General features: G+C 41.8%; 14 protein-coding genes, 2 tRNA genes and 1 pseudogene. All 17 read right to left on the bottom strand.

Features of this window, described 5'->3' with window-relative positions; genetic code table 11:
* Window positions 1–1,419 carry an anthranilate synthase component I family protein gene (locus MHB79_RS00450; RefSeq protein ID WP_340988661.1) on the bottom strand — a complete coding sequence of 473 codons (1,419 nt, stop codon included), beginning with the start codon at window positions 1,417–1,419 and terminating at the stop codon, window positions 1–3.
* 124 nt (window positions 1,420–1,543) lie between these two features.
* Entirely contained in the window at window positions 1,544–2,467 is a 924-nt protein-coding gene (gene cysK / locus MHB79_RS00445) for a cysteine synthase A (RefSeq protein ID WP_340988659.1), read from the bottom strand.
* A gap of 77 nt (window positions 2,468–2,544) precedes the next feature.
* Window positions 2,545–3,447: a peptidyl-prolyl cis-trans isomerase gene (locus tag MHB79_RS00440; protein WP_223251241.1), complete on the bottom strand. Its 903-nt coding sequence runs from the start codon at window positions 3,445–3,447 to the stop codon at window positions 2,545–2,547.
* 52 nt (window positions 3,448–3,499) lie between these two features.
* Entirely contained in the window at window positions 3,500–4,375 is an 876-nt protein-coding gene (gene hslO, locus MHB79_RS00435) for an Hsp33 family molecular chaperone HslO (RefSeq protein WP_003217983.1), read from the bottom strand.
* Window positions 4,376–4,390: 15 nt separating this feature from the next.
* Window positions 4,391–5,167: a type III pantothenate kinase gene (locus MHB79_RS00430; protein ID WP_008341820.1), complete on the bottom strand. Its 777-nt coding sequence runs from the start codon at window positions 5,165–5,167 to the stop codon at window positions 4,391–4,393.
* A 162-nt stretch (window positions 5,168–5,329) separates the two neighbouring features.
* A complete protein-coding gene (gene ftsH / locus MHB79_RS00425; RefSeq protein ID WP_034620893.1) occupies window positions 5,330–7,234 on the bottom strand; it encodes an ATP-dependent zinc metalloprotease FtsH in 1,905 nt (634 codons plus the stop codon).
* A gap of 95 nt (window positions 7,235–7,329) precedes the next feature.
* On the bottom strand, window positions 7,330–7,869 hold the full coding sequence (gene hpt, locus MHB79_RS00420) for a hypoxanthine phosphoribosyltransferase (protein ID WP_003217950.1): 540 nt from the start codon (window positions 7,867–7,869) through the stop codon (window positions 7,330–7,332).
* Window positions 7,866–9,288: pseudogene (gene tilS / locus MHB79_RS00415) on the bottom strand (tRNA lysidine(34) synthetase TilS). The gene hpt and the pseudogene tilS overlap by 4 nt, the downstream one beginning before the upstream one ends.
* A 96-nt stretch (window positions 9,289–9,384) precedes the next feature.
* Window positions 9,385–10,389: a protein kinase domain-containing protein gene (locus MHB79_RS00410; protein WP_340988655.1), complete on the bottom strand. Its 1,005-nt coding sequence runs from the start codon at window positions 10,387–10,389 to the stop codon at window positions 9,385–9,387.
* The gene (locus tag MHB79_RS00405; RefSeq protein WP_003217969.1) at window positions 10,373–11,107 is read right to left on the bottom strand and encodes a vWA domain-containing protein; all 735 of its coding nucleotides are present in this window, start codon (window positions 11,105–11,107) and stop codon (window positions 10,373–10,375) included. The genes MHB79_RS00410 and MHB79_RS00405 overlap by 17 nt, the downstream gene beginning before the upstream one ends.
* A gap of 77 nt (window positions 11,108–11,184) precedes the next feature.
* Window positions 11,185–13,668: a stage II sporulation protein E gene (gene spoIIE / locus MHB79_RS00400; protein WP_003217965.1), complete on the bottom strand. Its 2,484-nt coding sequence runs from the start codon at window positions 13,666–13,668 to the stop codon at window positions 11,185–11,187.
* 204 nt (window positions 13,669–13,872) lie between these two features.
* Window positions 13,873–13,944, bottom strand: a tRNA-Glu gene (locus MHB79_RS00395).
* Window positions 13,945–13,970: 26 nt separating this feature from the next.
* Window positions 13,971–14,044 (bottom strand) — tRNA-Met (locus MHB79_RS00390).
* Between the two features lie 177 nt (window positions 14,045–14,221).
* Entirely contained in the window at window positions 14,222–14,620 is a 399-nt protein-coding gene (locus MHB79_RS00385) for a S1 domain-containing RNA-binding protein (protein ID WP_003217901.1), read from the bottom strand.
* Between the two features lie 82 nt (window positions 14,621–14,702).
* A complete protein-coding gene (locus MHB79_RS00380; RefSeq protein WP_003217952.1) occupies window positions 14,703–15,077 on the bottom strand; it encodes an FtsB family cell division protein in 375 nt (124 codons plus the stop codon).
* Window positions 15,078–15,095: 18 nt separating this feature from the next.
* Window positions 15,096–15,734, bottom strand: coding sequence for a spore cortex biosynthesis protein YabQ (yabQ, locus tag MHB79_RS00375; protein ID WP_003217942.1), 639 nt, complete (start codon window positions 15,732–15,734; stop codon window positions 15,096–15,098).
* Window positions 15,731–16,039: a sporulation protein YabP gene (yabP, locus tag MHB79_RS00370; protein WP_003217974.1), complete on the bottom strand. Its 309-nt coding sequence runs from the start codon at window positions 16,037–16,039 to the stop codon at window positions 15,731–15,733. Before yabP ends, yabQ begins: the two co-directional genes overlap by 4 nt.
* Window positions 16,040–16,076 lie beyond the last annotated feature (37 nt).

The raw sequence follows: 16,076 nt of genomic DNA, 5'->3' as shown, positions 1-16,076 counted from the left end.
CTAACTCAAAATAGTCTCTTCTTTGCTCAACTGTAATGCTTTTTTTACTGCATAGGCTTTTTTAATCGATTCTTTGTATTCGTGCTTTGGTACAGAATCGATGACGATCCCAGCACCCGATTGCATAAAGGCTTTGCCTTCAGTGCAGTACGCCGTACGAATGACGATGTTAAAGTGCATATCTTGATTGAATCCAAACCAGCCTATAGATCCAGTATAAAGCCCACGCCTTGTCGGCTCAAGCTCTTCTATGATTTCCATTGTTCTCACCTTTGGAGCACCTGTAATTGTGCCGCCTGGGAATACAGCTCTCATGACATCTACTGCATCACAATCATCACGCAGTTCCCCTTGTACGTTGGATACAATGTGCATCACGTGTGAATATTTCTCAATCGCCATAAATTCGTTCACTCTTACTGAGCCATAAGTGGACACGCGTCCAAGGTCATTCCGCTCAAGATCCACGAGCATCACATGCTCCGCGCGTTCTTTTTCATTTTCAATGAGCTCTTTTGCCAGCGCTTGATCCTCAGCATCGTCTTTGCCTCTTGATCTTGTACCCGCAATCGGTCTTGTTTCTAATTGAGTCCCCTTTTTCTTAATCAGCAGCTCTGGAGATCCACAAACAATTTGGAAATCAGGCGTGTGCAGATAAGACATATAAGGAGATGGATTGACTTGACGTAACGTTTTGTATAAATCATAAGGGTGGGTGTGGAGCTGTTCACCTTGTCTGATGGACAAATTCACTTGGAACACATCACCGCTTGCGATATATTGCTTAATCTTCTCTACTGCTTCTCCAAAGGTTTCTTCGGTAAAAGGTGCTGCTGGTACACATTCTACAGAAGGTTCATGAACAGGTGATTGCGCTGATTCTTTTGCAGAGCTTGTCCACTTTTGCTTCAAATCTTCAAGTCTTTGATGAGTGACACTCACAGATTCCGCTCCCTCTGTGTGAGTGATCAGCCACAGCACGTTTTCTTCATGATCAAAGACCGCAACATCATTAAACACGAGAAAATAAAGGTCAGGTGTTTTCAGGTCATCAATGGACAGCATCTTAAAATGCTCAATATATCTAGCATAATCATAGCTTAAAAATCCAATCGCCCCACCTTGAAAATCAGGGTATTCCTCATTCGTTTCGGTTCGAAGGGTTTGGAACCAATCCGTAAACGCTCTAAATGGATCGCCTTCTTTGAACAGCACCTCATCTTGATAATGGATGGTTGTCATCCCGTCTTTTCCCTTCGCTTTAGCGATTGGGTGAATGCCAGCAATGCTGTATGAACCGCCGCGAGCACTTTCAAGCAGAACATGGTGTGTTTCGCCAGCAGTTAATTGTTCGTATCTTTTCAAGAATGCATCTTTCGTAAAAGGAATTTTGATGCCCATCGGCCTGCGTTGTGTCATGTTATCATCCTTTTTCATTTTCATTAATCTTATTGTAATGCAATCCAATTTATTTAGAAAATAGTATTTGCTTTCCATCTACAGATTTCATAAAAAAACCCCAGCAAATGCTGGGGTAATCGGTTTAATCGAATTGATAAAGAGGTGTGCTGAGGTAACGCTCCCCATTACTTGGGATGATTGCGAGAACCTTTTTCCCTTTACCAAGCTTCTTCGCTGTTTGAAGTGCTGCGTAAATAGCTGCTCCTGAAGAAATACCGCCAAGGATTCCTTCCTCTTTCGCTGCTTTTCTTGCAAGCTCAAATGCATCTTCGTTTTTCACTTGGATAATGCCGTCATATACTTCCGTGTTCAAGATGGAAGGGATAAAACCTGCCCCAATCCCTTGGATTTTATGTGGGCCTGGCTTTCCTCCTGATAGTACAGGAGAATCTGTCGGCTCTACCGCATAAAGCTGAATCGACGGGATGGCTTCTTTGAGGACTTCACCAGCACCCGTAATTGTGCCGCCCGTACCAACACCTGCAATAAATGCATCAAGCTCGCCGTCAAACTGTTCAAGAATTTCTTTTCCTGTAGTACGACGGTGAATCTCCGCATTGGCTTCGTTGTTAAATTGCTGAGGCATGAAGTAACCGTGCTCTTCTGCCAATTCTTCTGCCTTTTTGATGGCACCTTTCATTCCTTCTGCACCTGGTGTTAATACAAGCTCTGCACCATAAGCGCGTAAAAGGTTGCGGCGCTCCTGACTCATTGTGTCTGGCATCACTAGAATCGCGTTAATTCCTTTAGCTGCCGCTACCATTGCAAGACCGATTCCTGTGTTTCCGCTTGTTGGTTCGATGAGCGTGTCGCCGGCTTTTAAAGTACCTTTCGCTTCAGCATTTTCGATCATCGCTAACGCAATACGATCTTTTACACTGCTGCCCGGGTTCATATATTCAAGTTTCAAGTAGACATCCGCACTGTCTTCATCTACTAAACGGTTTAATTTAACGACTGGTGTATTTCCTATTAGTTCAAAAACTGAATTTGCAATACGAGCCATCACTAACACCTCTATCTCCGAGTAATTTTATTGTATTAATATTAAATTATCAATTTCGAAAAATTTTGTCAATGCTTTTAGTCCTGCTCGCCATCGTAAAACCATGTGACTTTTGCTTCTTTCCACAGGGTTTTAACATTCGCCTTTTCACCTAGATCTTCCATGGCAATCTGCCTTTTGATCTGATTTTTGACTTCTTCATACGAGAAGGAGCGACCATCTAATTTTTCTTTCAATTGAATAATGGCATACCCGTTTTTGGTCTCGATCGGTTCTTTTGTCCATTGATCTGGCTGAAGCTTTTGAGCTTCCTGTATGTATAGGGCTGGGATACTTTCTTGTTCTTCTGTGACAAACCCAAGATCTCCGCCATATGGAGAGGTGTAGCGGTCAATGGAGCGTTCAGCTGCCACCGCTTCGAAGCTAGATCCGCCTTTTAGATCCTTCAATACATTTTCAGCTTCGCCCTTTGTCTTCACGACGATATGACGAATACGGTATGAATCATCATATTGATATAAGTCCTTGTTTTTTTCATAAAAGGATTTCGCTTCTTTTTCGGAAACGACAGCATCTCTCGTTAAAAGCTGCTCTAATAATATTTGATAACGAATCTGTTCTGTCCAGTCCTTTTCACTCGTATGTCCATCTTCGTAGAAATTATTTGATACCGCTTTAAGCATCAACAATTCACGATTGATTTCTTTTGAGGACACCTCAAGCTTGTTTTCTTTCGCAAGCTGATCGACCACCTTCTGATTAATCATTTGCTCAAGTGTTGCCTTTCCATAGCGGTCTTCCATCTTCTTTAACCATTCTTGACGTGTCACCTTCTCTTTTCCAATCGACGCAATTTCTTCACCGCTCTTCCCGTTTGAAGAAGCCTGTGACATTTGCGACTTTGTTAATACATATGCAATGACAACGGCATTGATCATAAGCAACACGAGAATAAATGTCCATACCACTCTTGCTTTCAGTCTCATCTTTCGTCTCCTTTCCATTCTAAAAAGAAAACCCGCTGCTTAGAGCTTAGCGGGTTATTTCTTCACGTAGCTCTTCTAGCTCTTCTTTTGTAAATACATACGTTTCGTTACAAAAATGGCATTGAGCTTCTGCTTGTCCGTCTTGTTCAATCATGTCTTCAATTTCGGCTTTTCCTAGGCTGATAATGCCATTAGAAAAACGTTCTTTTGAGCAGTTACAAGAGAATTCGACAGGTACAGTTTCTAAAATTTGAGGTTTTTCTCCGAGTACTTCTTCTAAGATTTCTTCTGGTGTCATCCCTTTTTCAATGAGTTTAGAAATGGGTTCAATGGTTGAGAGCCGCTTTTCTAATCTTTCAATGACAGCATCTTCTGTTCCAGGCAGCAATTGAATGATGAAACCGCCTGCTGCAAGGATCGAGTTATCTGGATTGACCAAAACCCCTACACCTACAGAGGAAGGCACTTGCTCAGAAGAGACAAGGTAATAAGTGAAGTCATCTCCAATTTCACCTGAAACGATCTCCGTTTGTCCTGTAAAGTGATCTTTCAGCCCGATATCTTTAACAACACTTAACGTTCCAGATGTCCCGACTGCACGTCTAACATCCAGCTTGCCATGTTCATTTAAGTCAAAATGGACTTGTGGGTTTGAGACATATCCGCGCACCTGGCCCTTTGCGTTTCCATCAGCAATGATGGCACCGATTGGTCCACCGCCTTCAATTTTGACCGTTAGCTTATTTTCACCTTTCAGCATAGCACCCATCATGACTGTAGCTGTCATTGTTCTGCCAATCGCTGCTGATGCTGTTGGCCATGTATGGTGTCTTCTTTGTGCTTCGTTGATTGTATCTGTTGTGTTTGCAGCATATGCTCGGACTTTTCCGTCATATGCTAACGCTTTAACTAAGTAGTCCATTCGATTTTAAACCTCCTATAGTACACCGACACGATTACGTTCATAAATGAGTTGAAGTCCTTTTAATGTTAAGAACGGATCAACAATATCAATGCAGTCTGATTCATTTCCAATCAATGTGGACAAACCACCTGTTGCAATGACTTTCGGTGTTTGTTTCGCTTGCTGCTTCATCCGTTTCACTATTCCCTCGACTTGCCCAACATATCCATAAAGGATGCCGGATTGCATCGCACTGATGGTGTTTTTTCCAACAATGTGATCTGGACGGACAATTTCAATTCTCGGCAGCTTCGCCGCTCTTGTATATAAAGCCTCTGTTGAGATGGTAATACCAGGTGCTATTGCCCCACCCATGTATTGTTTTTGTTCATTGATATAGCAGTAGGTTGTCGCTGTGCCAAAGTCTACGACAATGAGAGGTGCCCCATATAGATGAATCGCCGCTACTGCATTCACAATTCGATCAGCCCCGACTTCCTTTGGATTGTCACACATAATGTTTAATCCAGTCTTCATTCCAGGCCCTACAATTTGGGGAGTTATGTGAAAGTACTTCTCGCACATTCTTTCTAATGCAAACATCATTGGCGGGACAACAGACGAGATGATAATTCCTTCTATTTGGTCAAACATCAGCCCGACATAATCAAATAAAGACCTGATGGCCATACCAAATTCATCTTCTGTTTTATGACGACTTGTTTCAATTCGCCAATGGTAGTTTAGATCGCCATTATGATAAACACCTAAAACGGTATTTGTGTTCCCTACATCTATCACGAGTAACAACTTCATCACCACTTTGAATAGTTTCTCAAAAAGAGCATTTTTCGACTTTCTATCATACCATACACGAATTGAGTTCCATTTGTAAACAATTCGAAACCGATCCATTCAGGAATCGAAATAAAAAAAGCTGCCGATGATCCCGGCAGCTTTCACAGAAGGAGATTAGATCTCCTCATCTTCTTCTTTTTTCTTGATGTTCACTTTCACATCATCGTTTTTCTCTTCGTCATCTGCGTATACACGCTCTGGAAGCTTTCCAGTTTCGTAAAGAGATTTAATTTGCTCAGCATCTAATGTTTCAACTTCTAGAAGAGCTTGTGCGATGATTTCTAGCTTATCTTTATTCTCAGTGAGAATTTGTTTCGCACGTTCGTAGCTGTCCTTGATGAAACGCTGAATTTCTTGGTCAATTTCGTAAGCGATCGCTTCACTATAATTCGGCTCGTTGTTAAAGTCACGGCCAAGGAATACTTGACCTCCTTGTGCTTGACCGAATTGAAGTGGACCAAGTTTATCAGACATACCGAACTCTGTAACCATTTTTCTTGCAATGCCAGTTGCACGCTGGAAGTCGTTGTGAGCACCTGTACTTACTTCACCAAACGTAATTTCCTCTGCAACACGACCGCCGAGCAAGCCGACAATTTTATCAAGAAGCTCTGGCTTCGTTTGGAAATAACGGTCTTCTCTTGGAAGCATGACCGCATATCCGCCTGCCTGACCACGAGGAACGATCGTTACTTTATGCACCATGTCCGCTTCGTCTAGGATAAGACCAATGACGGTATGACCTGCTTCATGGTAAGCCACGATATTACGTTCTTTCTTCGAAATGACACGGCTTTTCTTCGCCGGCCCAGCGATGACACGGTCAGTCGCTTCGTCGATATCACGCATATCAATTTTCTTTTTGTTATGACGGGCAGCAACAAGTGCTGCTTCGTTTAGTAAGTTCTCAAGATCTGCTCCTGAGAAACCAGGTGTTCTGCTTGCAATGGCTTTCAAATTCACTGTATCATCAAGCGGTTTGTTTTTCGCATGAACCTTCAGTACTTCTTCACGGCCAATGACATCTGGGCGGTCAACCGTAATTTGACGGTCAAAACGTCCCGGACGCAGCAATGCAGGATCTAGGATATCTGCACGGTTCGTCGCAGCGATGATAATAATACCTTCGTTCGCACTAAAACCATCCATTTCAACAAGAAGCTGGTTAAGCGTTTGTTCACGCTCGTCATGACCACCGCCAAGACCGGCTCCACGCTGACGACCCACTGCATCAATCTCATCAATAAAGATTAAGCATGGTGCATTCTTTTTCGCATTTTCGAATAAATCACGTACACGTGATGCACCGACACCGACGAACATCTCGACGAAGTCAGAACCACTGATGCTGAAGAAAGGAACGCCTGCTTCTCCTGCAGATGCTCTCGCAAGCAATGTTTTACCTGTACCTGGAGGTCCTACTAGTAAAACCCCTTTAGGAATTCTTGCGCCAAGCTCTGCGAATTTACGTGGGTCCTTCAGGAACTCTACCACTTCTACAAGCTCTTGCTTTTCTTCATCTGCACCGGCAACATCTTTAAATTTCACACGTTTCTTCTCTTCAGTGTAAAGCTTCGCCTTACTCTTACCAAAGTTCATAACACGGCTTCCACCGCCCTGAGCTTGGTTCAGTAAGAAGAAGAACAGGATAAAGATGATGATGAACGGAATGATGGTTGTCAGAACTTGCAGCCATCCATTTGTTTCAGGTGCTGGTTCTACTTTTACATCTGTATTCTTTAGTGCACTGTAAATCTGGTCAACACCTTGACCATCTGGAACATGGGTAATGAAGTATTCATCTTTCTTCGCGCCATCTAATTGACCACGAATTTCATAAACCCCTCTTACAGGCTGAATGGAGATACTCTCCACTTTTCCCGCACTTAGATTTTGCGAAAATTTGCTGTAAGACATGTTCTCAGGCTTTTGATTAGGGGATCCTAACCAACTGACTACCCCTATCACAAGTAATAAAATAAGTATATAAAAAATCGTATTACGAAAAACCCGATTCATTCCTTACCTCCTCCCACAGTAAGCACAACTATGTTCAATAGTATCATAGAAAATCATTCCAATACAACCAATAACCTCATGTATACGTATGCTGATTAGCCTTCGTAAACAGATGGTTTTAACACTCCAATATACGGGAGGTTTCGGTAACGTTCAGCGAAATCCAATCCATAGCCGACAACAAATGCATCTGGCACTTCAAATCCAACATAATCTGCTTTGATGTCTGCTTTACGACCGCTTGGTTTATCAAGCAATGTCACAATTTTTATGGAGTTTGCTTTACGGTATCGGAAAAGCTCTACCAGATAGCTCAAAGTTAACCCACTGTCGATGATATCTTCCATAATTAAAATATCTCTTCCCTCAACAGAAGTATCTAGATCTTTTATGATCTTTACTTCTCCTGAAGATACGGTAGATTTTCCGTAGCTAGATACATCCATAAAATCAAGTTCTAAATATGTATCAATGTGTTTGATCAGGTCTGCCATGAATGGAAGAGCCCCTTTCAAAACACCAATAGCCAGGGGAAATTTACCATCATAATCGCTGGTTAATGTTGCACCCAGTTCCTTCACTTTTTGCTGGATCTCTTCTTCTGAGATCAAAACCTTTTCAATATCTTGTTTCATGCTTTTGCTTGCCCCCTACAAATTTTCATGCTGTCTATATTGTAATACAATGAGATCGCTGTTTGTCATATCAATTTCTTCAAAAACGGATTTTTTCAGACCTGGGATCCAGATGATTTGATGATCCGAGTCAGTGACGATCGGCCAGCTGTCTCTTTCTGCAAGAGGCACTTTTTTATCAATAAATATATCCTTCACCTTTTTTGATCCATTCATCCCTTTAAGTTTCATTCGATCACCATTTTTTCGTGAGCGAATGATCAAAGGGAAACGAACTTGATCTTTTTGAAGCAAGAAAAAATGGTTTCCGTTCCGTGCATCCTTCGGAACATGATTTGATACCACGATAGACTGCCCATTTGGAAGGAAAAGCTTCTCTCCAAGCTCACCCTTTAAGTGAAGAGCATAAGACTGGTCTAGTACAAGCGATCGTTCAAAGGTAAACATACAGTAATCATAAGACTTGACAGCTTGTAAACCTTTTGGCAAATCTAATGATCCAGACGGTTGTTCGGTATGAGATAACCAGTCCAAAGTCCCTAGAATATGCTGGTTTGAAAACGCTGATTGAGTGTTTTCATAAAGATAGTTTAATATTAGTTGAATGCCTCTTCTTTGTAAAGGCAAAGGCAGGTCAAGCAAAGGCTTCGTTTTGATCTTAATTTGCTTAGGCGATTGATTCGTTATCACTTGATTCATTTGTTCCTTTGTTAATGCCTGCAAATATTGCTCATCTTCAGTCAGCATGTCACTTACAAACTGAAAGCTTTCATGTACATGAGGTGCCTCTTCTTTTAACACGGGAAGAATGTGTCTTCTTACCCGGTTTCTCAAGTAGTCATCTGTGTGATTGCTTTGATCAATGACATAGGGAATATGTTCTTTTTCACAAGCGGTCAGCACGTCATCCTTGGAATATCCAATGAGCGGCCGAATCAGCCATCCATCTTGATAAGGACGTTTTGCTTGGATACCTGCGAGTCCTATTCCAACTGTCCCTCTCACAAGCCTCATCATCATTGTTTCTACTTGGTCGTCTCCATGATGTGCAAGCGCTAAAAATTGAGCGTTGTATTGCTCCATCAATTGACGAAAGAAAGCATATCTGCACTCTCTTGCAGCTGCCTGTTTGTTTAAGTGGTTTTCTTTCGCATATTGGGCAACTTGTATGCGGGCCGATTCAAAAGGAATTCCTTGCTCCTTGCAGTATGCCTCAACAAATGCCAAATCAGCAAAGGATTCTTCTCCTCTGAACATGTGATCTACATGGGCTGCAATCAGCTGAAAGGAACCTTTTCGACGTTTGTTTAGTTCGTGCAGTAAAAGCATGGAATCTGGTCCGCCAGAAACCCCGACAATGACTGTCGTATTTTCAAGGTAAACATCATGTTTTTTCAAAAATGATTCAATTCTATTCACAACTTCCTCCTCACAAAGAGCAGGTAATTTAAAGATATACATATCCTATCACTTTCAGTAGCTCCAAGCAAAGATGAAGCCTGCTTTTTTACAGGTCTATAGCAGGAACAAAACTACATATGCACAGTAAAGAGCAAGTACACTGCACACGATAAGAACAGTTTCAAAAAGCCCGCCTGATTTTTTGCGTACTGGTGTTCTTTTTGCTGCTGCAACTCTCGATCGTGAAGTCACCTGTTGATTTTGTTGAACAGCGGGCTTTTGCCCGTTTTTTTGCTGCTTCTTTTGACTCGCTTTTCTTGAAGCGATCAGCTGTCCTTCTTTCAGCATTGCACTCTTCATAGCCGCCGCTGATTGATATTTACCTTGTAGAGCAGCCTTTAACACCCGCTCATAACGCTTTAATAAAGGATGTCCTTCAATGGCTCTGTAAAGCTGCTTTTCCGGTTCTGCTCCTTTTTTGAATTCTTTCTTATACGCACAGTTCACCATCACCATACTTAAGGCAAACAGATCATAAGATGGCTCTGCCTTTCTTGTGCCGAATCCCCAATAGCCTCGATCAAAAAACTCGGTATACTCCTTGATTGCCCTGCCTGAATTTGTCGTTCCCCCTACATCAATGCACCGGATCGCGGCCGGGGGACCTGACACGATGAGATTATCTGGCTTCAAGTCACCAAAAATCCAGCCTTCTTGATGTAAATGAGCCAGGTTAGATAAAAGTTGAACCATTAAAACAACGATCCACTCATCACCTTTTTGTTTTACAAATTCAAGTAGTAATGGGCCTCTGACATACTCCATCACATAAAAGGAACGCTTTTGAAGCATGCCGGGATAAATCGCATCATCCATATCATAAAAAGAAGGCCCCATGGTTTTCACAGGAGCCTTAGAAAAGGATTTTAACACATTGACTTCAGATGCAATGAGCATACTGTCATCACTCACTTTAAGGGCTACTTGACCATTTGGCGATTCGGCTAGATAGACAATACCGTTCGCCCCTTTTCCTAGCTCTTTTACGATGCGGTAATGATGGTGATGCCATTTCCCATGAATCACCGTGCCTAACGGAATGTTAGAAGCCGAATTCATCATGCTCTTCCTTTGCTTCAAGCAGCCCTTTACGTGAACGAACTGATTTGAAATGCTGGAGTGCTTCTCGAAGCGCTGGTCCAGTTGGAGTAATTCCTCCCGTGGTCAGTTTCGGGAAAATAGATGACAGTGAATCGAATCGAGGCGTCCAATTCAACACAATTTCAGCATCTGAGTTTTTCCCGGGAAATATACACATTCCAAACTGATTTTCACCAATTCTTGAATTTAAACTAATGGAGAGGTCAATGAGTGCTTCTTTAACGGTCGGCAGCTTCGGTTTCATACTTGCACTTGTATCAACAAGCACAAGTACTTGAAGGTGAACCGTCTCTCCTAACTCATCGACTACTTCCATCACTTCCCCGCGCTTATCAGGCGGAAGCTCTTCAATTTCAGTGTCCTTACCAAGGATTTGCTGCAATTCTTTATTCACAACACCTTGCAAGGTTTGTGTCATCGCTTTTTTTGTAACCATTTGTACCGTTTGAGATAACTGCTGGACGTAGACAACTTGATGAATGCCTCCGCCTGCTAGAGCAATCCCCTCAACTTCTTTCATTGCTTCATGATCGTGTCTGTTTTCCTCCATAATGCCAATGACATTGACTGTAATCCCTTGTTCCTTTGCCAATGAGGCAATCGCAAGTGGATCTTCCCCGTGATTTGAGCAGCCATCTGTAATCAATAAGATTTGGTTTACGTGACCTTTTCGCATCTTCATTCCTCCTGGGATCGTAACTGAATGCTTTATATCCCCATCATCGCCAGAAGAAATTCATATTATACGATATTTCAAGAAATCTCTTGTTTCTCAAGATAGAATGTACCAGTCGGAATGGATGCCCATTTAGGCGTATTGTGATCAAGCCTGATGACAACAACCGTCATATCGTCATCAATTTGACCCGATCTTGTTCGAATGACCTCTTCCATTAATAAATCAGCAATCTCTTGCGGATCTTCTGTTTTAAAGCTTTTCATTTTGCGTTTCACCCAGAGATCATGATTTTCAATATGCTTTGGTCCTTCGAAAATGCCATCACTCATCATAATCAGCAGATCTCCTGCCTTCATCTGTTCACTCACAACCTCCACTTCAAATTCATCAATAATCCCAATCGGTAAGTTGCTCGCTTGTACCTTCATCACCTGATCACCCCGTTTAATAAAGCTGGGTGTTGAACCGATCTTAAGGAATTTACAGCTCGCATCCTGTAAATCAATAATGGACAAATCTAACGTTGAATAGATTTCATCTGTCGTTCGTAAAGATAAAATACTATTAATGGTTTTAATCGCCACTTTTTCATTGATGCCTGATGCCAATATTTTTTCTAACAGCTTAATCGTTTCATTGCTTTCAAAATGAGCCCTTGCTCCATTGCCCATTCCATCACTAATAGCCGCGGCATATTTGCCCGCACCCAGCTCCATCATGCTGTAGCTGTCTCCAGACACTAATCCTCCGCCTTTTGCTGCATGCGCTACGCCTGTAGCCACTCGATATGATTTTGCAGAGCCAAATACAACGTGGCAATAGCCTGTTGGGTGCTCTGCACACTGCTCTGCTTTGACTAAAATCTGTTCTTCTAAAATATCTGAGAGCATAGGGGCGATGATTTTTTCACATTCACCATGGCCCTGGCAATATGGGATTCTCATTTCAATATCGACATTCCCCTGCTCCAAGCTATAAATTTCTACTTGCTGAATTTCAATTCCAAAGTGCTGAAGTGCTTCTATCATCTGCTCTTCTTGAATAAAATGCTGTTCTCTTTCCCGTTTTATTTCCCGGGAAAAATCCTCCATCACTTGTGAAACACCCATCAGCTGTTCAGCTACCAGTCGTCTGCTGTCTTGGACTTTTTTCTTCAGAGTCTGGTTGGCTTTATAGTAAGCGATCTCCTCTTCAATCAATTCCTCGACATGTTTTGATTTTGAGCAGTGCTGGCTAAATTTCTTCTTCAATTTCCGGTTTTGCTCGTAGGTTTTTTCATCAGATTCATGCATAACTTGTTTCATCAGTTCATAGGTTGTATCAAAGTTCTGCACCCAGCATTTATTTTTCTTATAGCACGTTTGACAGGATCGTTCTGTGATCGTACTTAAAAAAAGATCTACATCCTCTTCCTGTTTCTTTTCTTCAGGAATGGAATCGTAAAATGTCGCAAAACTCTCAGACAGCGCATGAAATACGTTAGAAAATTGGTCTACCTTTTTTGCTGTCACATCTCGTACTTTCCGGGCGTATTGTTGCTGTTCCTGTACATGCTCTACCGTACCAGGAATATATTTCGCTACCTTAGAGGTCACTGATTGCGGCGTGAGCAAGAAGAGCGCAACCGCAATCAATGATTCATATAGCGTGGTTATGAGTCCTGCTGATCCTTCTCCGTACAAAGAAATAAGTAAGGAACCTACAATTAAGCCAATGGCTGCGCCTGCTTTCTTCCCCTCTTTCAGCAATCCTCCTAATAAACCTGAAAAGGCAAGAAGACTCATCTGATAAAGGTTTCCGATGTTAGCGAGACCGAGGATTAACCCAGTCACGACACCCACTGTACAACCAATACTCGCTCCTCCAATAAAGGCAAAGCTCAGCACTACATATCGTGACAAAATATGCTCTGCCTGCATTCCTTGAAATGTGATGCCTGCCAGACCTGTTAAAACTGAGGCAATCAAAATCATAAAGCAAATAATTTCTTCAACCTTTAAGGAGTGTTTGATTTTCCTGACTGTAAAAATCGGCAGGCTTTGAAGGAAAATCAGTGTCAAAATGAAGGCAAGTCCTGCTTCGACACCCGCCATGACGTAATCGTAGCTTTGCACAGCACCTTGCTCTAGGTAAACAAACGCTCCTCTGGTGATCAGCATTGACAGCACAATGACAACCGGCAATGTTTTCACTGGGTCTTTGATGATGAAAGAAACCACCTTGGACATAAGAAGGAATACGATCAGCGACGCAAACACAAACAATGCATTTTGAGGTGATATCGTCATGGCTCCAGCAAGTAAAGCGAGACAAGCAAGCATGGACTTATCTCTTTTGATAAGTAGCATGGAGCCAAAGAAAGGCAGAGCAAACGGCATAATTTCAGATAATATAAAGGCTCGTCCTAATAAAAAACCAAGAACGACATAAATAAACCCTTTATAGAAAAAAAGAGAATGCGTATGATGAAGAAACAGGTTTTTCATCTTTTTTAACCCTGCACTGATTCTTTCAAACCCCGCTCCTGTTAAATCAGTTCTTCTTTCTAGTTTTTCCATCTTTTCATCCCCCACCTGATATTCGTTGCTTGTCATTATAGCGAAGGTGAAAAAGAAATTTTGTCAAAAGAAGTTGTCGTTTCCATAAAACGTTCGACGCTTTATTCGTCAAAAAGGCATACTTTCATGAAAGTCGATGTCTTTCATCAGAATTTTACGAAGACACAAAAAAACAGCTTTCCTAAAGAAAGCTGTTTTCGAAGATGACCCGTACGGGATTCGAACCCGTGTTACCGCCGTGAAAGGGCGGTGTCTTAACCGCTTGACCAACGGGCCTTGCTTTTATGTTCTAATAAAAAGGATAGCGGCGGAGGGGATCGAACCCCCGACCTCACGGGTATGAACCGTACGCTCTAGCCAGCTGAGCTACACCGCCATAATAAAAATGCGCTAAGAAGCACAAGATCTATAATACAAAGGAATCGCTTGTCCGTCAATAGGAAGTTTTAAATTAAATGACGAAATCTCAAAAAATGTCGTATGGATCAAGAAAAAAAGCACCTGCGGACAGCAGGTGCTTTGTTGTGAAAGATATATAGAAAGCAGCAACAAGTTAACCTCTTCTTGCTCCGCGTCCCCCACGTTTTGATTCCGTGTTACGTTTTAAAGATGTTAAGCGGTCTTCACTATCTTTTAAGAATTTGTTCATTTTTTGCTCAAACGATTCCTTCGGACGGAAATCATTTCTGCTCGGTCTTGATTGTTGTTGTTGAGGACGATCTTTTGCTTTTTTAATGGACAAGCCGATTTTACCGTCTTTTTCAACGTTAATCACTTTCACTTCAACTTGTTCACCGACTTTTAAATGCTCATTAATATCTTTTACATAGTTATCGGCTACCTCACTGATATGAACGAGACCAGTTGAACCGCCTGGCAACTCCACAAAAGCTCCAAAATTTGTAATGCCCGTAACTTTCCCTTGTAACTTGCTGCCAACTTCAATCGACATAAAAAAAGTGCTCCTCCTTAGACTTATAAAAAAATCTCATTTGTTCAATTATACATAAACTGAATTTTAAGTGTCAACAAGGCTAATCGCTCTTATTGCCCACATCAAAGATTTTTTCGCCTTTTTTGGACATATAATAGTCTCGTCGTGCCAGTTCGAGTACGTATTCCTTGCTTTTCAGCTTTTTAATTTCATCAGAAATATCTTCCTGCTTTGTTTGTAATTGCTTTAATTCTTTTTCGAGCGCAACCTTCTTCTCTTCTTTTTCCTTTAATGAGGACGATTGCGACCAGAGGGCACTTGTCACCAAGACAGCAAACATGAGCACGATCACACCAAACACGGTAAGCCTTCTAAGGAGTCCACGGCGTTTGCGTTTTAAGCGTTGTGCTTGCTGTTCCATTTGTTTTTGGTAATCATTTTGAATTTGTGCGATATTTCTTTTTCTCTTGTTCAAGGTTGAAGGCCTCCTCTCTTACTTTGTCCAGAATTGTTTCCATTTCGTTTTGATGGTACCAGATAATTTCTTGGTCCCTTGTAAAATTCCTGCTCCTTTAGAGAAAAACAATCTCATTGATGTTCGCCATTTTTCGGGAATCCGATGAATAATGGTCACATTAAGTAACCAGATGAGCGGATAACAAACAATGGACAGCACCTTCCACACGAGCCGAAACGTAAAACGAACAAGACGTAAGAGCGAGTGGAACAAGAACAGTATAACACTTATGACCATTGTGACAATCCAACGGATCGGCTGGAAGACGATCGACATGACCAGCCTTTTAAGGATGAGAACGGTTTGATAAATACACATCGTGATAAATTTGAGAATGTTCATATACAGCTGTTTCATCAATGCCTGATACATCGAGAAACCTAGTGCAACGGCTAGAAAGATATAAAGCCTGAATTCTCCCTCATTTGTCAGCAGCAGAACATAAAAGAATAAGAGACCCTGTACCAGCCAAAAAAGGAGATCGTGTATAATCAAAAGCCATTTTGCTGTCTTTTCCCGATTCACAAACAGCTTGTACGTATCAAGCGATGCGCCCAGCCAGATGCCCATCGCTACCATCGAAAGCATCGTATAAAACTGGACTGTCAGCGTCATTTAAACAGCTTGCTAAAAAATCCTTTAGCTTTCTCCCCGTGCTGCTCATCTACATAAATTAAGTCAAAGACACGTCCTTTAATCGACACAACGCCTTTTTCGACGTCTAGGTTTTTCATTTGCAGATTTTCTCCACGGATAGCGAGAATCCCCATGACCGTCTCAAGCAGAAATTCTTCATTATCAAAGCTTTCCACCTGTTTGACGCCGGTAATATCTAAATGCTTTCTGTTTCGCATTGTGATATTGTGTTCCGCTTCTGATGACAGCTTCGTGCCTTGAGGTTGATTATAATATTGATTCATTTATACATCCCCCATATCTCATACTTGCATTGTTACT

This window comes from Bacillus sp. FSL M7-0558 (assembly GCF_038003245.1).
GTDB classification, from domain to species: domain Bacteria; phylum Bacillota; class Bacilli; order Bacillales; family Bacillaceae; genus Bacillus; species Bacillus pumilus.
The sequence above is the reverse complement of the archived record's forward strand: the minus strand, read 5'-3'. Positions and strand labels throughout refer to the sequence as shown.

What these genes read in the sequence shown, in the direction of transcription:
- hpt (WP_003217950.1), bottom strand. Translation starts at nt 7,869, where the DNA reads ATGAAACAAGATATTGAAAAGGTTTTGATCTCAGAAGAAGAGATCCAG.
- MHB79_RS00410 (WP_340988655.1), bottom strand. Translation starts at nt 10,389, where the DNA reads ATGAATTCGGCTTCTAACATTCCGTTAGGCACGGTGATTCATGGGAAA.
- MHB79_RS00385 (WP_003217901.1), bottom strand. Translation starts at nt 14,620, where the DNA reads ATGTCGATTGAAGTTGGCAGCAAGTTACAAGGGAAAGTTACGGGCATT.
- ftsH (WP_034620893.1), bottom strand. Translation starts at nt 7,234, where the DNA reads ATGAATCGGGTTTTTCGTAATACGATTTTTTATATACTTATTTTATTA.
- MHB79_RS00450 (WP_340988661.1), bottom strand. Translation starts at nt 1,419, where the DNA reads ATGACACAACGCAGGCCGATGGGCATCAAAATTCCTTTTACGAAAGAT.
- cysK (WP_340988659.1), bottom strand. Translation starts at nt 2,467, where the DNA reads ATGGCTCGTATTGCAAATTCAGTTTTTGAACTAATAGGAAATACACCA.
- yabQ (WP_003217942.1), bottom strand. Translation starts at nt 15,734, where the DNA reads ATGACGCTGACAGTCCAGTTTTATACGATGCTTTCGATGGTAGCGATG.
- hslO (WP_003217983.1), bottom strand. Translation starts at nt 4,375, where the DNA reads ATGGACTACTTAGTTAAAGCGTTAGCATATGACGGAAAAGTCCGAGCA.
- MHB79_RS00405 (WP_003217969.1), bottom strand. Translation starts at nt 11,107, where the DNA reads ATGCGAAAAGGTCACGTAAACCAAATCTTATTGATTACAGATGGCTGC.
- spoIIE (WP_003217965.1), bottom strand. Translation starts at nt 13,668, where the DNA reads ATGGAAAAACTAGAAAGAAGAACTGATTTAACAGGAGCGGGGTTTGAA.
- yabP (WP_003217974.1), bottom strand. Translation starts at nt 16,039, where the DNA reads ATGAATCAATATTATAATCAACCTCAAGGCACGAAGCTGTCATCAGAA.